General features: G+C 52.6%; 16 protein-coding genes and 2 pseudogenes. 11 read left to right on the forward strand and 7 right to left on the reverse strand.

Annotation, left to right across the window (positions count from 1 at the left end):
- Positions 1-73: 73 nt before the first annotated feature.
- Positions 74-1,039: a zinc transporter ZntB gene (locus SAMA_RS03415; protein WP_011758762.1), complete on the reverse strand. Its 966-nt coding sequence runs from the start codon at positions 1,037-1,039 to the stop codon at positions 74-76.
- A gap of 150 nt (positions 1,040-1,189) precedes the next feature.
- Here SAMA_RS03415 and SAMA_RS03420 point away from each other — a divergent pair, with 150 nt between their 5' ends.
- Complete coding sequence (locus SAMA_RS03420; RefSeq protein WP_011758763.1) at positions 1,190-1,564, forward strand: YacL family protein; 375 nt, start codon at positions 1,190-1,192, stop codon at positions 1,562-1,564.
- A gap of 44 nt (positions 1,565-1,608) precedes the next feature.
- Here the strand turns inward: SAMA_RS03420 and SAMA_RS03425 are convergent, their stop codons facing one another.
- Complete coding sequence (locus SAMA_RS03425; RefSeq protein ID WP_011758764.1) at positions 1,609-2,238, reverse strand: response regulator; 630 nt, start codon at positions 2,236-2,238, stop codon at positions 1,609-1,611.
- Complete coding sequence (gene narQ, locus SAMA_RS03430) at positions 2,231-3,943, reverse strand: nitrate/nitrite two-component system sensor histidine kinase NarQ (protein ID WP_011758765.1); 1,713 nt, start codon at positions 3,941-3,943, stop codon at positions 2,231-2,233. Before narQ ends, SAMA_RS03425 begins: the two co-directional genes overlap by 8 nt.
- Positions 3,944-4,188: 245 nt before the next feature.
- Here narQ and nrfA point away from each other — a divergent pair, with 245 nt between their 5' ends.
- Positions 4,189-5,592: an ammonia-forming nitrite reductase cytochrome c552 subunit gene (nrfA, locus tag SAMA_RS03435; protein ID WP_011758766.1), complete on the forward strand. Its 1,404-nt coding sequence runs from the start codon at positions 4,189-4,191 to the stop codon at positions 5,590-5,592.
- An 80-nt stretch (positions 5,593-5,672) separates the two neighbouring features.
- Here the strand turns inward: nrfA and SAMA_RS03440 are convergent, their stop codons facing one another.
- A complete protein-coding gene (locus SAMA_RS03440) occupies positions 5,673-6,212 on the reverse strand; it encodes a hydrolase (RefSeq protein WP_011758767.1) in 540 nt (179 codons plus the stop codon).
- A 240-nt stretch (positions 6,213-6,452) separates the two neighbouring features.
- Between SAMA_RS03440 and SAMA_RS03450 the strand changes: the two genes are divergently transcribed.
- From SAMA_RS03450 to SAMA_RS19915, 6 genes and pseudogenes are all read left to right on the forward strand, one after another.
- Positions 6,453-6,791, forward strand: coding sequence for a P-II family nitrogen regulator (locus tag SAMA_RS03450; RefSeq protein WP_011758768.1), 339 nt, complete (start codon positions 6,453-6,455; stop codon positions 6,789-6,791).
- An 11-nt stretch (positions 6,792-6,802) separates the two neighbouring features.
- Positions 6,803-8,053 (forward strand): ammonium transporter, encoded by a 1,251-nt coding sequence (locus SAMA_RS03455; protein ID WP_011758769.1) that lies wholly within the window; start codon positions 6,803-6,805, stop codon positions 8,051-8,053.
- A gap of 159 nt (positions 8,054-8,212) precedes the next feature.
- Complete coding sequence (locus SAMA_RS03460; RefSeq protein WP_011758770.1) at positions 8,213-8,563, forward strand: hypothetical protein; 351 nt, start codon at positions 8,213-8,215, stop codon at positions 8,561-8,563.
- 80 nt (positions 8,564-8,643) lie between these two features.
- Positions 8,644-9,804: a tetratricopeptide repeat protein gene (locus SAMA_RS03465; RefSeq protein WP_011758771.1), complete on the forward strand. Its 1,161-nt coding sequence runs from the start codon at positions 8,644-8,646 to the stop codon at positions 9,802-9,804.
- Positions 9,805-10,062: 258 nt separating this feature from the next.
- Positions 10,063-10,839: pseudogene (locus SAMA_RS19910) on the forward strand (PAS domain-containing protein); the annotation flags it as partial.
- A gap of 99 nt (positions 10,840-10,938) precedes the next feature.
- Positions 10,939-11,379, forward strand: a pseudogene (locus SAMA_RS19915) (methyl-accepting chemotaxis protein); the annotation flags it as partial.
- 81 nt (positions 11,380-11,460) lie between these two features.
- On the opposite strand, the gene SAMA_RS03475 reads toward SAMA_RS19915, so the two are convergent.
- Both SAMA_RS03475 and SAMA_RS03480 read right to left on the reverse strand, forming a co-directional pair.
- A complete protein-coding gene (locus SAMA_RS03475) occupies positions 11,461-12,717 on the reverse strand; it encodes a DUF4785 domain-containing protein (protein ID WP_011758773.1) in 1,257 nt (418 codons plus the stop codon).
- A 10-nt stretch (positions 12,718-12,727) separates the two neighbouring features.
- A complete protein-coding gene (locus SAMA_RS03480; protein WP_011758774.1) occupies positions 12,728-13,585 on the reverse strand; it encodes a lipase family protein in 858 nt (285 codons plus the stop codon).
- A gap of 532 nt (positions 13,586-14,117) precedes the next feature.
- Between SAMA_RS03480 and aroG the strand changes: the two genes are divergently transcribed.
- Positions 14,118-15,176, forward strand: a complete 1,059-nt coding sequence (aroG, locus tag SAMA_RS03485; protein WP_011758775.1) for a 3-deoxy-7-phosphoheptulonate synthase AroG — start codon at positions 14,118-14,120, stop codon at positions 15,174-15,176.
- A gap of 41 nt (positions 15,177-15,217) precedes the next feature.
- Here aroG and SAMA_RS19495 read toward each other — a convergent pair whose 3' ends face one another.
- The gene (locus SAMA_RS19495) at positions 15,218-15,394 is read right to left on the reverse strand and encodes a hypothetical protein (RefSeq protein WP_011758776.1); all 177 of its coding nucleotides are present in this window, start codon (positions 15,392-15,394) and stop codon (positions 15,218-15,220) included.
- Between the two features lie 242 nt (positions 15,395-15,636).
- On the opposite strand from SAMA_RS19495, the gene SAMA_RS19570 reads away from it, so the two are divergent.
- Together SAMA_RS19570 and SAMA_RS03490 are read left to right on the forward strand one after the other, a co-directional pair.
- A complete protein-coding gene (locus SAMA_RS19570; RefSeq protein WP_157608297.1) occupies positions 15,637-15,780 on the forward strand; it encodes a hypothetical protein in 144 nt (47 codons plus the stop codon).
- A 36-nt stretch (positions 15,781-15,816) separates the two neighbouring features.
- Positions 15,817-17,601, forward strand: coding sequence for an ABCB family ABC transporter ATP-binding protein/permease (locus SAMA_RS03490; RefSeq protein WP_011758777.1), 1,785 nt, complete (start codon positions 15,817-15,819; stop codon positions 17,599-17,601).
- Positions 17,602-17,648: the final 47 nt, after the last annotated feature.

A 17,648-nucleotide genomic window follows, 5' to 3' on the forward strand; every position in this document is an offset into this window, starting at 1 on the left:
TTGCTGAAAGTCTCAGTTGTAGTTTGTCACTGAGATTGAAACCGAAAAAAGGACGCCGATGGCGTCCTTTTTGTTAAAGCCAGCGTTTTCGGTAAAACAGCCAAAGCTGCAATACCACCAACAGCACCAAAATGGCGCAAAAGAGGGCAAAGGCCCAGGGTGTGTCGGCGCCGGGGATACCACCGATATTGACGCCAAGCAGCCCCGTCAGAAAACCCAGCGGCAGGAATACTGCGGTCACCAGCGACAGAAAATACAGCCGCTGGTTAAGCTCTTCGGATTGGCGGCTCATCAATTCTTCCTGGGTCACGCTGGCCCTGTCCCTGAGGGCATCGAGGTCTTCAATGGCGCGGGTGAGGCGATCGCGAATTTCCCGCATTTTCAACTGTTCACTCTTTTTAAACAGTTGCCCGGTTTCGGTTTGCAGCGTGGTAAAGGCTTCCCGCTGCGGCGCCAGATAGCGGCGCACCATGACGGTTTGGCGCCTGAGATCGGCAATGTCGTTTCGCAAATCCTTGCTCTTGCTGCCGACGACCTGGTCTTCCAAGAGATCCAATTTCTCTTCAAGCTCGTGAATAAAATCGGTTTTGCGGGTGGTTAACTTGTCACACAGGGACAGAATAAACTCAGCCGGTGTCGCGGGGCCCGTTCGGGCTTCTATCAGGGCGGCTATTTCTTTGACGGATTGCAGGCTACGACGACAGGTGCTCACCACCCTGTGCTTATCGGCAAACAGCCTAAGCGCCACCATGTCTTCCGGTGCTTCGTCAGGATTGAGATTTACTCCGCGCAGCGCCAGCAGCAGACCGCTGTCTGCCGCTATGGCCCTTGGCCGGGTATCTCGGGACAAGAGGGCATCAATTTCAAGTTTGGGCAAATCGGTTCGGTGCAACCACTCCCGTGCGGCTTGGGAATGATAATTGAGGTGGACCCAGATATTCCCCTGTTCGGGGCTCCAGGCGCTCAGCGTGTCCTCATCGAGGGGGTGTCCGGCCCGATCGCCGCTCAGCCAATAGCTGTAGATGAATCCCTGTGACATGTTTGGTTCCTTTTCAAAGCTTTTCATGACACTAGCCCAGAGCGGGGAGAGGATTCAAGTACCGCTTTGGTGCGGCGAAGAGGCAAGAGCCGCGTGTATAGGATAAAATTTCCATATCGATAACGATGTTTGAATCACAGTGGATAGATTATGGAGTACGAATTTCGCCGCAACGGCCTGGATGGTTCCGTGATGGCTCGTTTCAGCATGGAACATGAGGTGATGGGGCGATGGTTTGGTGAAGAGCTGGGTGACAAGCCCGCTGCTACGGCAGCTGTATTAACGGCTATTGCCGCGATTCAGGCCGGGGAGCTGCGTGAGTGGCGCTTGACGGGCCGGGAATTCAGCCTGGAGCTGGATGAAGAGCAAGCCAGGGTCTATGCCAACGTGCTGGGGTATGACAACCAGGATGAGCTGGACGATGGCATGTCCCTTTACGATGCAGAGCTTGAGGCCAGCTGTGGCCTCGAAGATTTAGAAGCCGCCCTGCAAAGCTGGCAGGCATTTTTAGTTGAAACCCGCTGAAACCCGGGGATTGAAAAAGGCAGCCTCGGCTGCCTTTTTTGTGTTTAGCGGTTCAGGTATCTGACCGCCATCTCGGTGCGGGATTTGGCGTTGGCCTTTCGCAGCAGGTTTTTCACGTGTACTTTCACCGTGCCTTCACTGATGTGCAGTTGCTCTGAGATCAATCGGTTGCTCAGGCCTTCTGCCAGCTGTTCGAGGATCTGCAGCTCTCGCGGTGTCAGGGCATCTATCCACTCGTTTTCGTCGGTCGCATTTTTCAGCTCAAACAGGTACTCCTCCACCGCTTCGCTGATCACTCTGTGCCCCAGCATGGCGTGTTTGAGTTTTTCAAGCAGCAGATCCGGCTCTGTGTCCTTGAGCAGGTAGCCGTCGGCACCGGCCCGCAGCAGGCGGATTACATCCTGTTTAGCATCAGACACTGTCAGGATAACGATACGGGAGGTGACGCCTTCCTGGCGTAAGCCGTTGAGGGTATCGAGACCCGTCATGCCTTTCATGTTCAGGTCCAGCAGTATAATGTCCGGCTCGTCATTGGCCACCGCACTCAGAGCATCCAAACCGCTGCCTGCTTCCCCAAACAGAGTGAAATCCTTATCAGATGCAATGAGCTGACAGATACCGCGGCGCAGCAGAGGGTGGTCGTCTACCACCAGAACTGAATAGGGCTTACCCATGTTGACTTGACTCCTGATGTGGGGGAAGTGTGAGTGTGACAGTTGTACCACCGGCTTCATTGCTGGAAAAGCGCAGTTGGCCCTCGAGCTTGCTGGCTCGCTCGTGCATGATGCCAATGCCGAAATGCTGATCCCGCTCTTTGAGGTGTTCTATACCAACACCATCATCACTGACACTGATATTGATCATACCTTCGTTATTCTTAGCGCATTGAATCACAATTTCACTGGCGTTGGCATGTTTTATGGCATTTAAGGTGGCTTCGCGGGTTAATTGCAGTATGTGAATGTGCTGGTTGGCGCCAAGCAGTTGCTCGCGGATACCGTAATCCAGGGTGAGCTTGGTGTGCGTTTGACTGCGAAGCTGCTCCAACATGGCTTCGAGCGCGTGTTTGAGATTGGGCTCTTTGATGGTGAGGCGGAAGGTTGAAAGCAGTTCCCTGAGCTGCACATAGGCGGTGCTCACGCCTTCATTGATTTCATTGAGTTGTTGCTCGACTTCAGGGTTGCGGCAGCTGTCGTCAAGGCCTTTTCTGAGCAGGGTGATTTGGATTTTGAGGAACGAGAGCACCTGCCCCAGCGAATCATGCAGCTCGCGGGCAATCACACCCCGCTCTTCCATCAACGCCAGTTGCTGACGCTGCTCGGCTGATTGATGGATAAGAATGGAACGGGCCAGCATGATGGCGAAGTTCTCAAACAGGGGGCGATTGGGCGCCTTGTCTGACACCATCTCGAGGTAGCCCAAATCCGTATGCTCAAAGGTGAGTGGAAAACGGCACGAAGCTTCAATCTCTGCCGGCCAGCCACCTTCGGCTTCAATGGCTTCTTCTATGTCCCCTTCGTCCTGAATAATCAGTCGCAAATAGTCCAGCTGTTCATATTGTTTGAGCTGATCCAACGCTGCTTTCAGTGCGCGGTAATCGAGGGTTTTGCCGTGCAGCATCACCAGGTTGTCGTAGAGAAAGTTGAGTTCCTGATTGGCACGGGTCAGTGCGAGGGTTTTTTCCTGAACCTGAGACTCAAGATCCCCATAGAGCGCAGACAACTCCTTGGCGGTGGAGTCCAGTGCATCGGCCAGCGCCTGCAGCTCGATATACTCAGTCTGGGGCATGTCCACATCGAAATTGCCTTTGGAAATGGTGTTGGCGGAGAGCATCAATTGGTTTAACGGCTCCACCACCTTGCGCTTGGTGTAGCGCACCGCCACCAGAGCAATGGCAAGCATCATACCCAGGCCCAGTAACTGGCTGGCTGCCAGCAATTTTAATTTAAAGGCGGCGTGATGTTCGGTTTCCAGCACGAACAGGTCGATGGTATCGACAAAGTCCTTTAACGAAGAGGCATACAGGCGCGAGTTTTCCTCTTCGATGAAGTATTTCATCACCTTCCATTTGTCGATAACCAGCAGATATTGGTCTTTCAGGCGTTGGGGGGTACTCCAGTTAAGGGAGTTTTTGAGTGCAGGTGAGTAGAGGGTGGCTTCAAACTCACGGATTTTGTCTTCGGCCTCTTCACTGCCTGAATTGGCGTAAAACATCAGCCGGTAGCTTTGCATCCGCAGTGAGCCGGAGGCATTGATTGCCCGGGCATCGCCAAGGCTGTACGACAGGTTGGCGAGCGCAAAGATAGATAGCCCACTGGAGAGCAGGATAAGCACCATCATCAGTCCGAGAATTTTGGAGGTGAGACTGCCACGTTTCATGAAATTTCCTGTCGGCAAGGGCGCTGGCGTTTGCAACTAAAGCCTATGTTCTACATTAGCTTTTTCTTTATCACATCTGCCCTCATGCAAAAGTGTGAACAATAACACATCCAGAGTTTGATCTTGTGCAAACTTTGACTTGGATACCACTTAATGGGTATGTAAAAGGAGGGTTAACAGGACTACTTTTGACCCTGGAGATGTCGTGGGTATTTCAGAAACACAAAAACTAACACGGAGATGAGATGGTGAAAAAGCTAACCGGAAAATCCTTTGCGCTGAGCGCATTGGTCGCCGCCAGCTTTGTAGCTGCCGGTGCGATGGCCAGTGATAAAACCGAGCCACGCAATGACGTATACAAAGACAAATTCAGCAAACAATATAACAGTTGGCACGCGACTGCCGAAAGCGAAGCTATCACAGATGCGCTGGAGCAGGATCCTGCACTGGTGATTTTGTGGGCTGGTTACGGTTTTGCCAAAGACTACAATGCCCCCCGTGGTCACATGTATGCTCTGACTGACGTGCGTAACACCCTGCGTACCGGTGCTCCAACCTCAGCCGAAGATGGCCCGATGCCAATGGCTTGCTGGAGCTGTAAGAGCCCTGACGTGCCCCGTCTGATTGAAGAACAGGGCGAATCAGGCTATTTCACCGGTAAGTGGGCAAAAGGCGGCGCCGAAGTGGCCAACACCATCGGTTGCAGCGACTGTCACGAAAAAGGCACCCCTAAACTGCGCCTGTCTCGTCCTTTTGCTTCCCGCGCCATGGAAGCCATTGGTACCCCATTCGACAAGGCTTCCAAGCAGGACAAAGAATCCATGGTGTGCGCCCAGTGCCACGTGGAGTACTACTTCGAGAAGACTGACGATCGCAAAGGTTTCGTGAAGTTCCCATGGGACGGCGGCACCACAGTGGAAAACATGGAAGTCTATTATGACGCCATCCAGTTTGCCGACTGGACCCACGCTGTGTCCAAAACCCCAATGCTGAAAGCGCAGCACCCAGGTTATGAAACCTGGAAACTGGGTACTCACGGTCAAAACAACGTGTCCTGTGTTGACTGTCACATGCCGAAAGTCACCAATGAACAGGGCAAGAAGTTTACCGATCACAAAGTGGGCAACCCCTTCGATCGTTTCGAAGAAACTTGCGGTACCTGCCACAGTCAGGACAAAGAACACATGCTGACCGTCTACAAGGACAACAAGTCCAAGGTGATGGAGCTCAAGTCCAAGGCTGAAGCTCAGCTGGTTGCTGCTCACTTCGAAGCCGGTGCTGCCTGGAAAGCCGGTGCCACCGAAGATGAAATGAAGCCTATCCTGACCAACATCCGTCACGCTCAGTGGCGCTGGGACTACGCCATTGCCTCTCACGGCGTGTCTGCACATGCTCCAGCTGAAGCACTGCGTGTACTGGGCACTGCCGTAGACAAGGCTGCCAACGCCCGCGTTCAACTGGCTCAGTTGCTGGCCACCAAAGGCGTGAAGCAGCCTATCGAGCTGCCGGACATCTCTACCAAGGCCAAAGCTCAGGCTGCTCTGGGTATGGACATGGACAAGATGAACGCCGATAAGGCCAAGTTCAAGCAAGAAATGCTGCCCAAGTGGGAAGCAGACGCCAAGGCCCGCGAAGCCACTTACAAGTAAGCAGCAAACCCCAAGCCTGCATACACAAAGCCCCCGCAATGCGGGGGCTTTTCTTTGGCAGACGTGAGTAATAGAGCGGCTTATTTGATGAGTTTCAGCAGTGCTCTGAAACTGTCGCCTACCGCATGATGTTGCAGTTCAAACAGCAACGACTCGACGTTGGTGAGTTTGGCGCCAGCCTCACCCATCATTTGTAGTCCCAATGCTTTGTTCTCGGCGGTGCGCGACCCCATGGCGTCGGCCACCAGATGCACATCAAAGCCGTTGTCCAGCATGTCGCGGCAACTTTGATACACACAAATGTGGGTTTCTATGCCGCACAGCAGCACCTGCTTGCGTCCGGTATTGTTAAGCGCTTGCTGAAATTCATCGCAGGCCCAGCCACTGAAATGTTCTTTGGGAATTGGGCTGAAGCCTTCCAGCACCAGTCTGAGTTCTTCAGAAGTGGGTCCCAGTTTGTCTGGTAATTGCTCCAACCAGAGAATGGGTATATCAAAAATTCTTGCCCCGCTTATCAGGGTGATCAGCTGCTGGTGCATGGCTTCTGAGTTGTACATCAGTCGGGCCAGTTTGCCCTGAACATCCACGACGACAAGCACAGTTTCACTTGGCTTAAGCATGTATCGCCTCCTTGGTTTTACCCAGTTAACCCCTTTTTAATGCCGCTGCCAATACGCCGAAAGTCAAATGCACCACCTTGGTGCGCCGTCTGCATAAGTGCACTTTTTTTGTGCGAATTTATGCGCTCAATTTGTGCGTAAAATGTAATAAATATATTAAAAACATTGGGTTGAAACTTTGGCGCGATGCTTGAAATGTCTTTGTCAGGCAAGACATACAACAATCAGCGGAGGCCGGGAATGAAACTGGTGAGTGCAATCATCAAACCCTTCAAACTCGACGATGTGCGTGAAGCCATCGCCGGCATGGGTATCGAAGGTATGACAGTAACCGAGGTCAAAGGTTTTGGCCGTCAGAAGGGGCACACCGAACTATACCGGGGTGCCGAATATCAGGTGGATTTTCTGCCCAAGATAAAGCTGGATATCGCTACCAAGGCTGAAAATGTCGAGCTGCTGTTGGAGGCCATCGTAAAAGCGGCCCATACCGGCAAAATCGGTGACGGTAAAATCTTTGTCACCGATTTAGAGCAAGCGGTCCGAATTCGGACCGGTGAAACTGACGACGAAGCACTGTAAGGGGAAGCGAGATGGAAGAAATCAGCAAACTGGGCCTGACAGTGGCCGAACTCAGATTCGCACTGGATACCTTTTACTTTTTGATCTCCGGGGCCTTGGTCATGTGGATGGCGGCAGGCTTCGCCATGTTGGAAGCGGGTTTGGTGCGCTCCAAAAACACCACTGAGATCCTCACCAAAAACGTGTGTCTCTATTCAATTGCCTGTATCACCTACCTGATAGTGGGCTACAACATCATGTATGTAGACAACCCTGAAGCGGGTTGGTTGCCAAGCTTCGGTACCCTGATTGGTACCCAGGCCGCCGATGCCGACCACTCCCTGGAATCAGACTTTTTCTTCCAGGTGGTATTTGTGGCAACCTCTATGTCGATTGTGTCCGGAGCCGTGGCTGAACGCATGAAACTCTGGGCCTTCCTGGCGTTTTCTGTGGTGATGACTGCAGTTATCTATCCGGTCGAAGGTTTCTGGACCTGGGGTGGCGGTTTTGTCAGTGCAGCAGGTTTCGTGGACTTTGCCGGTAGCGGTATTGTGCACATGGCCGGCGCTGCCGCCGCACTGTCCGGCGTGATTTTGCTGGGCGCCCGCAAAGGTAAATATGGCCCATCGGGTCAGGTCAACCCTATCCCCGGCTCCAACCTGCCAATGGCGACTCTGGGTATGTTTATCCTGTGGATGGGCTGGTTTGGCTTTAACGGTGGCTCCCAGTTGATGGTGTCTGATGCCGCCAACGCCGCCTCTGTCGGTAAGATCTTCGTCAATACCAACTCGGCTGCGGCTTTCGGTGCGATTTCCGCCCTTGTCGTTTGCAAAATGATTTGGGGCAAGGCCGATTTAACCATGATCCTGAACGGTGCGCTGGCAGGTCTGGTGGCCATTACCGCAGACCCCCTGTCACCTTCCCTTGAGTTCGCCGCAGCCATTGGTTTGCTGGCAGGTGCTCTGGTCGTGTTCTCTATCGTGGGCTTTGATCGCATCAAGATTGATGACCCCGTAGGTGCTATATCTGTACACGGTGTGGCCGGGGTGCTGGGTTTGCTGTTGGTACCTGCATCCAATGCCGATGCGACCCTGGGCGGACAGCTGTTTGGTATTTGTGCCATCTTCGCCTGGACTTTCGGCGCCTCTTTCCTTGTGTGGTTTGTCCTTAAGGTGACCATGGGGATCCGTGTCAGTGAAGAAGAAGAGTACAATGGTATGGATGCCTCCGACTGTGGTATCGATGCCTACCCCGAGTTCGTGACGGTGAAAACCGCCGGTTAAAGGCAGTCAAACTCCGAAAAACAGCAGGCTCAGGCCTGCTGTTTTTGTTTTGCTTGTATTTGCCAAAGCTGGGGAGTGATACTGATTTAAGCCTTGATATCAGGCCAGGCGCACCATGCTGAGGATGAATGGAGAGCGGGGTTGAAAGGAGAGTTGGAGATGCGGATAAAGAAATTACTCGTACTGACTATGCTGCTGAGTGTGGGGGCCTTTGCCGGGCAGGTGGTGGTGCGAAAGAGTGATGAAGCCTTCGATGCCTTTGCGGTACGTGACCAATTGGCCCGGGAGCATCAGTGGCAGGAGGCTATACGGGCTCAACAGCAACTGGACATACTGCAATCTCTGCCACTGGGTTGTGTATTGGTGCCACAACCTTATCGTTATTTCAGCTGCAATGGCCTCTTCTACCGACCCTATTTATGGCAGGGACGAGAGCTCTACATTTCCGTTCCCAATCCCAAGGCAGGCGGACAACCTGCTAACCAATCACTCGAGGGAAAAGAGCGTTAAACTTTTGTTACTTATTGCGTGGGCTTTTCATGCCAAATTGACGTAGTCTCAAGTGAGGCCAATCGATTTTGGAGGCGCCGATGTCTGCAAGAATACTCTGTTGCCTGTTACTTCCTTTGCTGGTGTCCTGTGCCTCCACTCCCGAGCATGAGCATCAAACCAGTGTCAGTACCTTATTTCACGATGAAATTTTTGCGCCAGTCAGTGGCTTGCCTTCCCCCGAAGAGGTCTTTTCTTTGCCGCCTGGCGTGGCGCAGGAATTAAGGCGCGCCTTCGAACGCCAGCGCAACATGCCCGGGGGCGACAATCAGCTGGCCCACACTTGGCTCTCTTCTCAGCTTGCTGCGGCCGACGGTGGGTTCAGTTATCAGGACAACGATACCCGTATCGCGACCGATACCTATTATGACAGGGCCGGGAATTGCATGTCGTTAGTGGTATTGGCGACGGCCATGGCCGATGCACTCGGGGTCGCCGTAGACTTTCAGGATGTGTTGGTTCAGCCGGTTTGGGACCGACAAGGGGACTTCTATCTGGTCAACGGTCATGTGAATCTGCGCCTGTTACCGCCCTCGGAAGCGAATGTGGTGCATTTGCGAGGTCCGATCCTTGTGGATTTTCTCCCCGAGCGCGCAGTGCGCGGCTATGACAGGGTACGTATCAATCGCAGCATGCTGCTGGCGATGTTTTACAATAACCTGGCCGCCGAGGCGCTTATCAATAGAGAGCATGACAAAGCCTATGGCTTAATTCGTATGTCGCTTGCGCAGAGTAATACCTTTGTGCCGGCCCTCAATACCCTTGCCATTTTGTATCGCTATCATCAACGGGAAGATCTTGCTGAGGAGGTGTATCGGCAGGCGCTGAAGCAAGAGCCTGAAAATATGACCACCCTCTACAACCTGGCGCTGATTCTCTCTGCCCAGGACCGGCTCGACGAGTGGGCCGATGTGCACAAGGTGCTGGAACTGGCCAGGATCCGCAATCCCTATTACTACTACGATATGGCCGAGCAGGCATTGTCTGAGCATGAATATCAACAGGCGGTAAACTGGTTTTTACAGGCCGTGGAAAAGGCTGACTACCGCCATGAGTTTTACTTTGGACTGTCCCAGGCCTATTGGGCGTCCGGTAATCCCAAGAAAGCCAGGCAAAGTATGGAAAAAGCCCTGGCACTCAGTGGCGATGATGGAGATAAACGGCGTTATCAGGCCAAGTTGAACGCCATGGCAAGCCATTAAGCCGCTATCTGGGCTACACCTGTATATCATATTTGGCCCGAGGGTTTCCTTGGGTCATTAATTTGCCATAATAATGCATTTTTATTCAATGATTTATGTTATTCCAGCACGCCCGCCGCTGTCATTATCCCCGAGCACTTACTCTGGCTATCTGAACCAATCAGTCCCTTATGTCGTACACTATCCGTTAGAGCCTGACGAGTCCTTTACTGTGTCATCGCAGGTCCATCGCAGATATGGGTTGTCGCGGAGAAACAGATGTTTAATCAAAAATTGAAGCAATCATTGGCCTCTTATCGGTCGGAAATTCAACGATATCAGGCGCGGGCAGCCGCCGTCAGCGCGTCAACGGCGATGATAGAATTTTTGCCGGACGGCACTATTGTCACCGCCAATGACAATTTTTTGTCCCTTGTGGGATACCGACTCGAAGATATCCAGGGAAAACATCACCGTATTTTTTGTACTCCTGAGTATGCCAACAGCCATGAATACAAAGCATTTTGGCGAAGTTTGGCAGCGGGGGAACACGCCAGTGGTCGCTTTTTACGGCTTGGTCGGGATGGCAAAAATCTGTGGCTTGGCGCCTCTTACAATCCCATTCGCAATGAAGAAGGCAAGGTGGTGAGCGTCTTGAAGCTGGCAGCGGATGTCACGGAAATTGTGGAAATCGAAAACGAACAGCAAAGCATGATAAATGCAATCGATCGTTCCATGGCGGTAATTGAATTTACCACAGACGGCGAGGTAATCCGGGCCAATGAAAACTTTTTGGCCGTAACCGGATATCGTCTGGATGAAATCAAGGGGAAACACCACCGGCTTTTTTGTGCGCCAGAATATGCGGCCTCACAGGAATATAAGCACTTCTGGTCTCGCTTGAATCAGGGGGAGTTTTTTACCGGCCGTTTTCAGCGTCAGGATAAATTGGGACGGACAATTTGGCTCAGCGCCACCTATAACCCTGTGTATGACGCGCGCGGTGAGCTGTATAAAATTGTCAAGTTTGCCAACGACATTACCGAGCGGGTGAATCAACAGCAGGCAGAGTCGGCCGCTGCCGTGCTGGCGTATGATATTGCGCTGACTACCGACGCCAATGCGCGCAGCGGTGCCCAGGTGGTACAGTCCACCGTTGAGGTGGTGAGAGGCATTGCCGAGGAAATTAATCTTGCTGCCAGGGGCATTGAGGATGTGAGCAACCAGTCGGAGAAGATAGGCAATATCGTGCAAACCATTCGCAGTATTGCCGATCAGACCAACCTGCTTGCCCTGAACGCGGCCATTGAGGCTGCACGGGCCGGGGAGCAGGGCCGCGGCTTTGCTGTCGTGGCCGATGAGGTTCGCAGCCTGGCGGCACGAACCGCCAATGCCACAGTCGAAATCGTTGATGTGGTACGCCAAAATCAGGTCTTGTCCCAGGCAGCAGTGGCTAACATGGAGCAGAGCAAACACAAGGTTGAGCAGGGCGTTGCCCTTGCCGTGGAGGCCGGCGAAGCCATAGAACAAATCCGGGAGGGGGCACAGCAGGTCGTGGCCGCAGTGCAGGAGTTTAAATTACAGCTGGATAAATAAGTCAGACCGCTGAATACACCGCCAATATGGCATCAAGCTGACAAACAAAAGGCTCCCGGGGGAGCCTTTTCTCTGTCAGCGTTACAACTGTAGCGCCTTGTCCTGGAACGACAATGTTGCCATCTGTCCCTGATCCTTAAGCTCAAGTTCCCGAATCTGGAAAGGGGCTTTCAACCCGGAGCGTTCAATCAGCTCCGCGGATAGCGGGAGAGTCAGACTGTCGCTGCCCTCGAACCAGCGTGCCGCTGCACTGCTGTGAATAGCGACTTCTTTCCCATTGCTGTCCGTTCCCGTGAGAACTGCCGAAAGTGCATATCTGCCGGCATCTGCCAGTTCCAGATTAAAGGTGACTGCCACCGGCGTCTCGCCTTGCCATTGTACACGGGCGTCGGGTAACACCCGGCCGCTGGGGGCAAAGTGTTTGAACGCCGTCTTAATGGTGCGCTTCACTGCAACCCCATCGACACTGCTCTGAACATCTATCAGCAATTCGCTGAGCTCAGCAGCAGACTCAGGTACAAAGCCCTCGGGCATGGCAGCGCTGAATGCGCCATTTTCCAGCGTCAGTGGCAGTGGCAATTCCTGGGTTCCTTGCCTGAGCCTGGCCTTGGCACTGCTTAACGGCCCCAGTCCATCCAACGTCAGTGAACCTGCCAGGGACTGCCCCAGGCTAAGGCCCATGGGCGCTCTGAGATGTAACACCAGCGGGCTGCGTTTTTCCTTCACATTCACCAGATACTGACTACGGGGGTCAACGGCAGTTCGCACCTTGAGACGGTATTCCCCTGCAGGGGCGGCGCTGGATAACAAGAGCGCACTCGAGTCATCATTCATGCCCGCCGACGCCAGTGCTTCGGCATTGGCCATGGAGCGCACCAGATTAGGCACCTGTGCACCTTTGGGGGCAGAAAGCTCCAGCGATGCAGGTTCAATGGCCGGGGCATGGAACAAGGCACCGGAACTCATGTCGGCCCTTGGGGCGAGACGTATGACGGCGCCCCCCTGGCTGATAGTCAGGGGAAGACCTTGATTCAGCGCCTCTCCCGATACCGGGAACCAGTATTCATCACTGGCTACCAATTGGCTTCTTTGCCATTGTCGGGGCTGATATTCACCCGACATAGGGGACACAAATTGGATGTCATCCCGGCGAGTGTTTAGCCCTTGTGTGACAGGCGCCTGAATCTGGCTAAAACCCATGTCGCCAGAGGACAGAGGAGACAGCTGTACCAACTGCGCTCCCATGGCTGCGGCGTTGTCTTGGCTGTTTTCTCCCTGACAGGCGCTAAGCATCAGTGACATCAATACCGCAGCGGCCAGTTTGTTGTGAGTCATCATGGTCGCGCTCCTATATGCGATTGCGGATAAAGACGTCGAGGCCAAAACAGGCTCGGCGACTCTGCTGATGGCTTAATGGTTCGCTGCCCCAGGTTTTTTGCTTGTCCTTGAACCAGACGGTACCCGCGGCACTCTGTGAGCTGCATTCCAGGAAACCGTCCGAGCAATCGTCCAGCCAGTTTTGGGTGGTTTCAAGGGCGACCTGATTTTGATAGCCACCGCAATAGCTGTCGCTGTCCCAAATGGCGGAATCCACATCCGAGCCCACCACAACTTCAAAGGGTTTGCCAAGGGCTGGGCGCCCAGCTGTACCCTTGAGCCAGTTGGCATTGTAGTAGGACATCCAGCTGACCTGTTGCTGTTTCACGGCATCGCTGCCGTAACCCAGCAACCAGCCGAGGGTGGTTTCGAACACATTACCCTCAGTCACGGCATCGGCCAGTGGTGTACCGGCACTGGAGGGTGCCAGCGCTATGACCCGCGAAGTGGCATTGATTACCTTGGGGTAGCGCGCGTCCCAGGTGGGGTTGGAGAGGATCCAACGCACCACATTGCCACCATTGGAGTGGGTGAGCAGTACCAGATCGTCGATATTTTTACTGTCGATAAAGCTGCCCAGCTGGCTGGCGAGGCAACCGGCGGCGGCCTCATCCCACATATACTGGTCAAAATCGCAATTGATGACGGTGTAATTGGCGCTGTTGGGCAGACCCTGGCGGACGGAGTTGACGAATTCACCGGTCCAGTAGTCGTTAAGCGCATCAGTTTGATGACCTGTGCCATGAATAAAAGCTATTCCTGACGCGGCCAAACTCAGGGGGCTGACTGCAAACAGACCCAGAAGCATTAGCGTGTTGGCTGTCTTCATTTGTCTGATCTCTATGCTTGTAATTATATGGTTTTGTTGAAACAGGTAGGACGTCCGACCTGCGCAATTAACCTATCGCTAACATTTTCAGGCTGGCAAGTCTTTTAAATGGTACGCTTGTACTGTTTAGGGTGGTGGCTCGACACGCTGGTTTGGTGCTTTTGCTCTATCTGATTATCTTGTTGATATAAAATATTATTTATTCTTATTGCGATTCGATGGTGTTTAAAACTGCATGAAAAAACACCAAAATTTATTGCGGTACGCAATTCTGTATCAAGGGGCTGTCTTACGATGAGAAATTATTGTGTTCGGTGGTATTGCAGCCAGGTGAGCCGGATAGCTCTGTGCCGCTTACTTCAGATAATTATGAATTTTCATGATATAAAAATAATATAATTCAATATGATAAATTTGAATTTGTGAAAAAAGTATATCTTGATTGCCACCGCTTCGTTTAGTCGCTAAATTGACAGGGTCATAACAGATAGAGAGACACCTGATTTAACCCATTCCGGAGCTTGCAAAGCCTATGTATTACCAAAATGATGACGTTCGTATTAATGAAGTAAAAGAATTGCTGCCACCTATCGCCATTCTCGAGCGATTTCCTGCAACAGAGAACGCATCTGCCACGGTTTTTAATGCCCGGAGCAATATTCACAACTTGCTGGCAAAAAAAGACGATCGCCTGCTGGTCGTGATTGGCCCCTGTTCAATTCACGACCCCGAAGCGGCGCTGGAATACGGTCAGCGTTTGCTTGCACTGAGAGAACAATATAGCGACCAGCTGGAAGTGGTGATGCGGGTGTATTTTGAAAAGCCCAGAACCACGGTTGGCTGGAAAGGCTTGATAAACGATCCCTACATGGACAACAGCTTTAAGCTGAATGATGGCCTGCGCACGGCCCGCAAGTTGTTGTTGGAATTGAACCACATGGGCATGCCGACTGCGGGTGAATTTCTCGATATGATCACGCCCCAATATGTTGCTGACCTCATGTGTTGGGGGGCCATTGGCGCTCGCACCACTGAGTCTCAGGTGCACAGGGAGCTGGCGTCCGGTCTCTCCTGCCCGGTTGGGTTCAAAAATGGCACCGACGGCACCATCAAAATTGCCATCGATGCCATAGGCGCGGCGGCTGCGCCCCACCACTTTTTGTCGGTGACCAAGTTTGGACACTCAGCCATTGTGTCCACCAAGGGTAATCCGGACTGCCACATTATTCTTCGCGGTGGTCGCGAGCCCAATTACAGCCGCGAGCATGTCGCCAAGATCCAGACCGAGCTGCAAAGCGCTGGGTTGCCTGACAATGTGATGATTGATTTCAGCCATGCCAACAGCAGCAAACAATTCACTCGCCAGATGGTTGTCGCCGATGATGTTGCCGGTCAGCTTGCCGATGGTAACAAAGGGATTTTCGGTGTGATGGTTGAAAGTCATCTGAATGAAGGTCGTCAGGAGCATATCCCGGGCGTGCCGCTGGAATATGGCAAAAGCGTCACAGATGCCTGCCTTGGCTGGGACGACAGCGCCAAGCTGCTCGCTACCCTGAATCAGGCCGTGCTGGCAAGGCGCGAGCGTAGCTGATATCAAAAAGGCGCCTGAGGCGCCTTTTCTTTTACTTATACTTACTTTTTCAGGTTTTGCGCCAAGTACTCATTGGCCTTGGCCAGGCTGCCAAAAGAATTAATCAGATTTCGACGTCCCTTTTCCTGAAGCTCCGGATTGCCTGATTCCATCATCATCCATACCCAGGTTTGGATCAAAGTGAGCGGTGGGTATTGAACTTGTGCAGAATCTAACATAAATCGCCCTTAAGTTATTGTATTTCACAGAAATTAATTCTGAACTCTTATGTCGGACCAAAAAAATGTGCCAGGTCGGACACTAAGGTGGTCACAGATTAGCAAATTCTTTTTTCTTGTATAACCTCAGAGACGCCCGGAGGCGAAAAAAATCGGCTTTGGTAGTAATAAAGTGTCATATTTATTTGGCTTGAGTAAGTCGAAAGATTGATTTGGTCGCCACTTTAATGGAATGAAGTACTATGAATGTGCCTGTGTCACTGCCTGTGTCACTGCCTGTGTCACTGCCTGTGTTACTGGCGACTACGGGGACGGTCATCAGCACCTTGGTCAACAATTATCGTGAGTTTGCCAACAACAAGACGTTCAAACCCGTTTCAGGGTGATAGAATCCCTCTCAAACTCCCTTTCGTCTTATATCTATGCGCCCAACAGCCTATTTTGAAGGCCCCATCGAAAAGCTGAACTGGAAAGTACTTGGCCTGCTATGGCCCTATTTACTTGAGTTTAAAGGACGTATTTTGCTTGCGCTGCTTTGCTTGCTGATTGCCAAGCTGGCGAGTGTAGGCATGCCGTTTTTGTTGAAGGGGTTGGTCGATGACCTGGATGCAGGCAGGAGTGAAGCCCTGGTTGCCGTACCATTGGGGTTGGTGCTGGCATACGGTGGAACCCGCTTGTTGATGTCCATTACCGGGGAAATCCGCGACACCCTGTTTGGTCGTGTCACAGAGCGGGCCATCCGCCGATTGGGACTGGCGGTGTTCGATCATTTGCACCGCCTTGATCTGGACTTTCACCTTGAGCGCCGTACCGGTGGTCTGTCCAGAGACATAGAAAGGGGCACCAGTGGCGTGAGTTTTCTGATGCGCTTTATGGTGTTCAACATAGTGCCGACCTTACTGGAAATCGCCTTGGTGGTGGGTATCTTTTTTGTCAAATACGGCTGGCAATTTGCCGGTATCACTCTGGTTTCAGTCATCCTTTATATCGGCTTCAGCGTGGTCGCCACCGAATGGCGTACCGAATATGTGCGTCAGGCTGCCAAGGCCGATTCCGTTTCCAATACCCGCGCCATCGATAGCCTGTTGAACTATGAAACCGTGAAGTACTTTAACAACGAGCGCTTCGAATCGGCCCACTATGACAAGGCGTTGGAAGCCTGGGAAACGGCCAAACGGAATAACCGCCTGTCGTTATTTGCCCTCAACGGCGGGCAGGCATTGATTATTGCGATTGCCATGACAGCCATGATGGCACTCGCTGCCAAGCATGTAACCGAAAGCCAGATGACACTGGGCGATTTTGTGCTCATCAATGCCTTTATGATGCAGCTCTTTATGCCGCTGAACTTTTTGGGCTTTGTATACCGGGAAATTCGTGGCGCACTGGCGAACATTGAGCGAATGTTTGGCCTTTTGGACAAAACGCCGCGCATCGAAGACAAGACCGATGCTGTGAATTTTGCCTGCCAACGGGGGGAAATTCGGTTTGAGCAGGTTAACTTCAGCTACGACGAGCGCACCATTTTGTCGGATGTGAGTTTTACTGTGGCTCCCGGGGAAAAAGTGGCCGTGGTGGGTGACAGCGGCGCCGGAAAATCCACCCTGATTAAGCTGCTGTTTCGCTTCTATGACGTCGATTCCGGGCGTATTTGCATTGATGATATGGATCTTCGCGACATGACCCAGGACAGCCTGAGAAGAGCCATCGCCATAGTGCCTCAGGATACAGTGCTCTTTAATGACTCGTTGCTTGAAAACATCCGCTACGGCCGCCCGGATGCCAGTGATGAAGAGGTTCGGGCCGTAGTACGTCATGCGCATCTGGCTGATTTCGTTGCGGCATTGCCATCGGGTTGGGACACCAAGGTGGGTGAGCGCGGCCTTAAACTCTCTGGCGGGGAAAAGCAGCGGGTTGCCATTGCCCGGGCCATGCTCAAGGGCTCTCCGATTCTGGTGTTTGATGAAGCCACCTCTTCACTGGACAGCCGTGCCGAGAAGGCGATATTGGATGCCTTGAAAGAAGTGGCCACCGGACATACCAGTTTGGTGGTTGCCCACAGACTTTCGACCATAGTGGATGCCGACCGCATTTTGGTGCTGAGCAAGGGACGCATTGCCGAGCAGGGGACCCATAAACAATTGCTTGCAATGGATGGTCTTTACGCCAGGCTTTGGCATATCCAGCATGAGCAAAAGATGAAGTGAAGTTCAGGTGTGATTCAGCAAAGCGCTCGCATAATCTTCAAAAGTAT

It is taken from the genome of Shewanella amazonensis SB2B, assembly GCF_000015245.1.
GTDB lineage: Bacteria > Pseudomonadota > Gammaproteobacteria > Enterobacterales > Shewanellaceae > Shewanella > Shewanella amazonensis.

Bases quoted from the DNA above. Each gene is read 5' to 3' on its own strand.
- SAMA_RS03415 (WP_011758762.1), bottom strand. From the start codon at position 1,039: ATGTCACAGGGATTCATCTACAGCTATTGGCTGAGCGGCGATCGGGCC.
- SAMA_RS03420 (WP_011758763.1), top strand. From the start codon at position 1,190: ATGGAGTACGAATTTCGCCGCAACGGCCTGGATGGTTCCGTGATGGCT.
- SAMA_RS03425 (WP_011758764.1), bottom strand. From the start codon at position 2,238: ATGGGTAAGCCCTATTCAGTTCTGGTGGTAGACGACCACCCTCTGCTG.
- narQ (WP_011758765.1), bottom strand. From the start codon at position 3,943: ATGAAACGTGGCAGTCTCACCTCCAAAATTCTCGGACTGATGATGGTG.
- nrfA (WP_011758766.1), top strand. From the start codon at position 4,189: ATGGTGAAAAAGCTAACCGGAAAATCCTTTGCGCTGAGCGCATTGGTC.
- SAMA_RS03440 (WP_011758767.1), bottom strand. From the start codon at position 6,212: ATGCTTAAGCCAAGTGAAACTGTGCTTGTCGTCGTGGATGTTCAGGGC.
- SAMA_RS03450 (WP_011758768.1), top strand. From the start codon at position 6,453: ATGAAACTGGTGAGTGCAATCATCAAACCCTTCAAACTCGACGATGTG.
- SAMA_RS03455 (WP_011758769.1), top strand. From the start codon at position 6,803: ATGGAAGAAATCAGCAAACTGGGCCTGACAGTGGCCGAACTCAGATTC.
- SAMA_RS03460 (WP_011758770.1), top strand. From the start codon at position 8,213: ATGCGGATAAAGAAATTACTCGTACTGACTATGCTGCTGAGTGTGGGG.
- SAMA_RS03465 (WP_011758771.1), top strand. From the start codon at position 8,644: ATGTCTGCAAGAATACTCTGTTGCCTGTTACTTCCTTTGCTGGTGTCC.
- SAMA_RS03475 (WP_011758773.1), bottom strand. From the start codon at position 12,717: ATGATGACTCACAACAAACTGGCCGCTGCGGTATTGATGTCACTGATG.
- SAMA_RS03480 (WP_011758774.1), bottom strand. From the start codon at position 13,585: ATGAAGACAGCCAACACGCTAATGCTTCTGGGTCTGTTTGCAGTCAGC.
- aroG (WP_011758775.1), top strand. From the start codon at position 14,118: ATGTATTACCAAAATGATGACGTTCGTATTAATGAAGTAAAAGAATTG.
- SAMA_RS19495 (WP_011758776.1), bottom strand. From the start codon at position 15,394: ATGTTAGATTCTGCACAAGTTCAATACCCACCGCTCACTTTGATCCAA.
- SAMA_RS19570 (WP_157608297.1), top strand. From the start codon at position 15,637: ATGAATGTGCCTGTGTCACTGCCTGTGTCACTGCCTGTGTCACTGCCT.
- SAMA_RS03490 (WP_011758777.1), top strand. From the start codon at position 15,817: ATGCGCCCAACAGCCTATTTTGAAGGCCCCATCGAAAAGCTGAACTGG.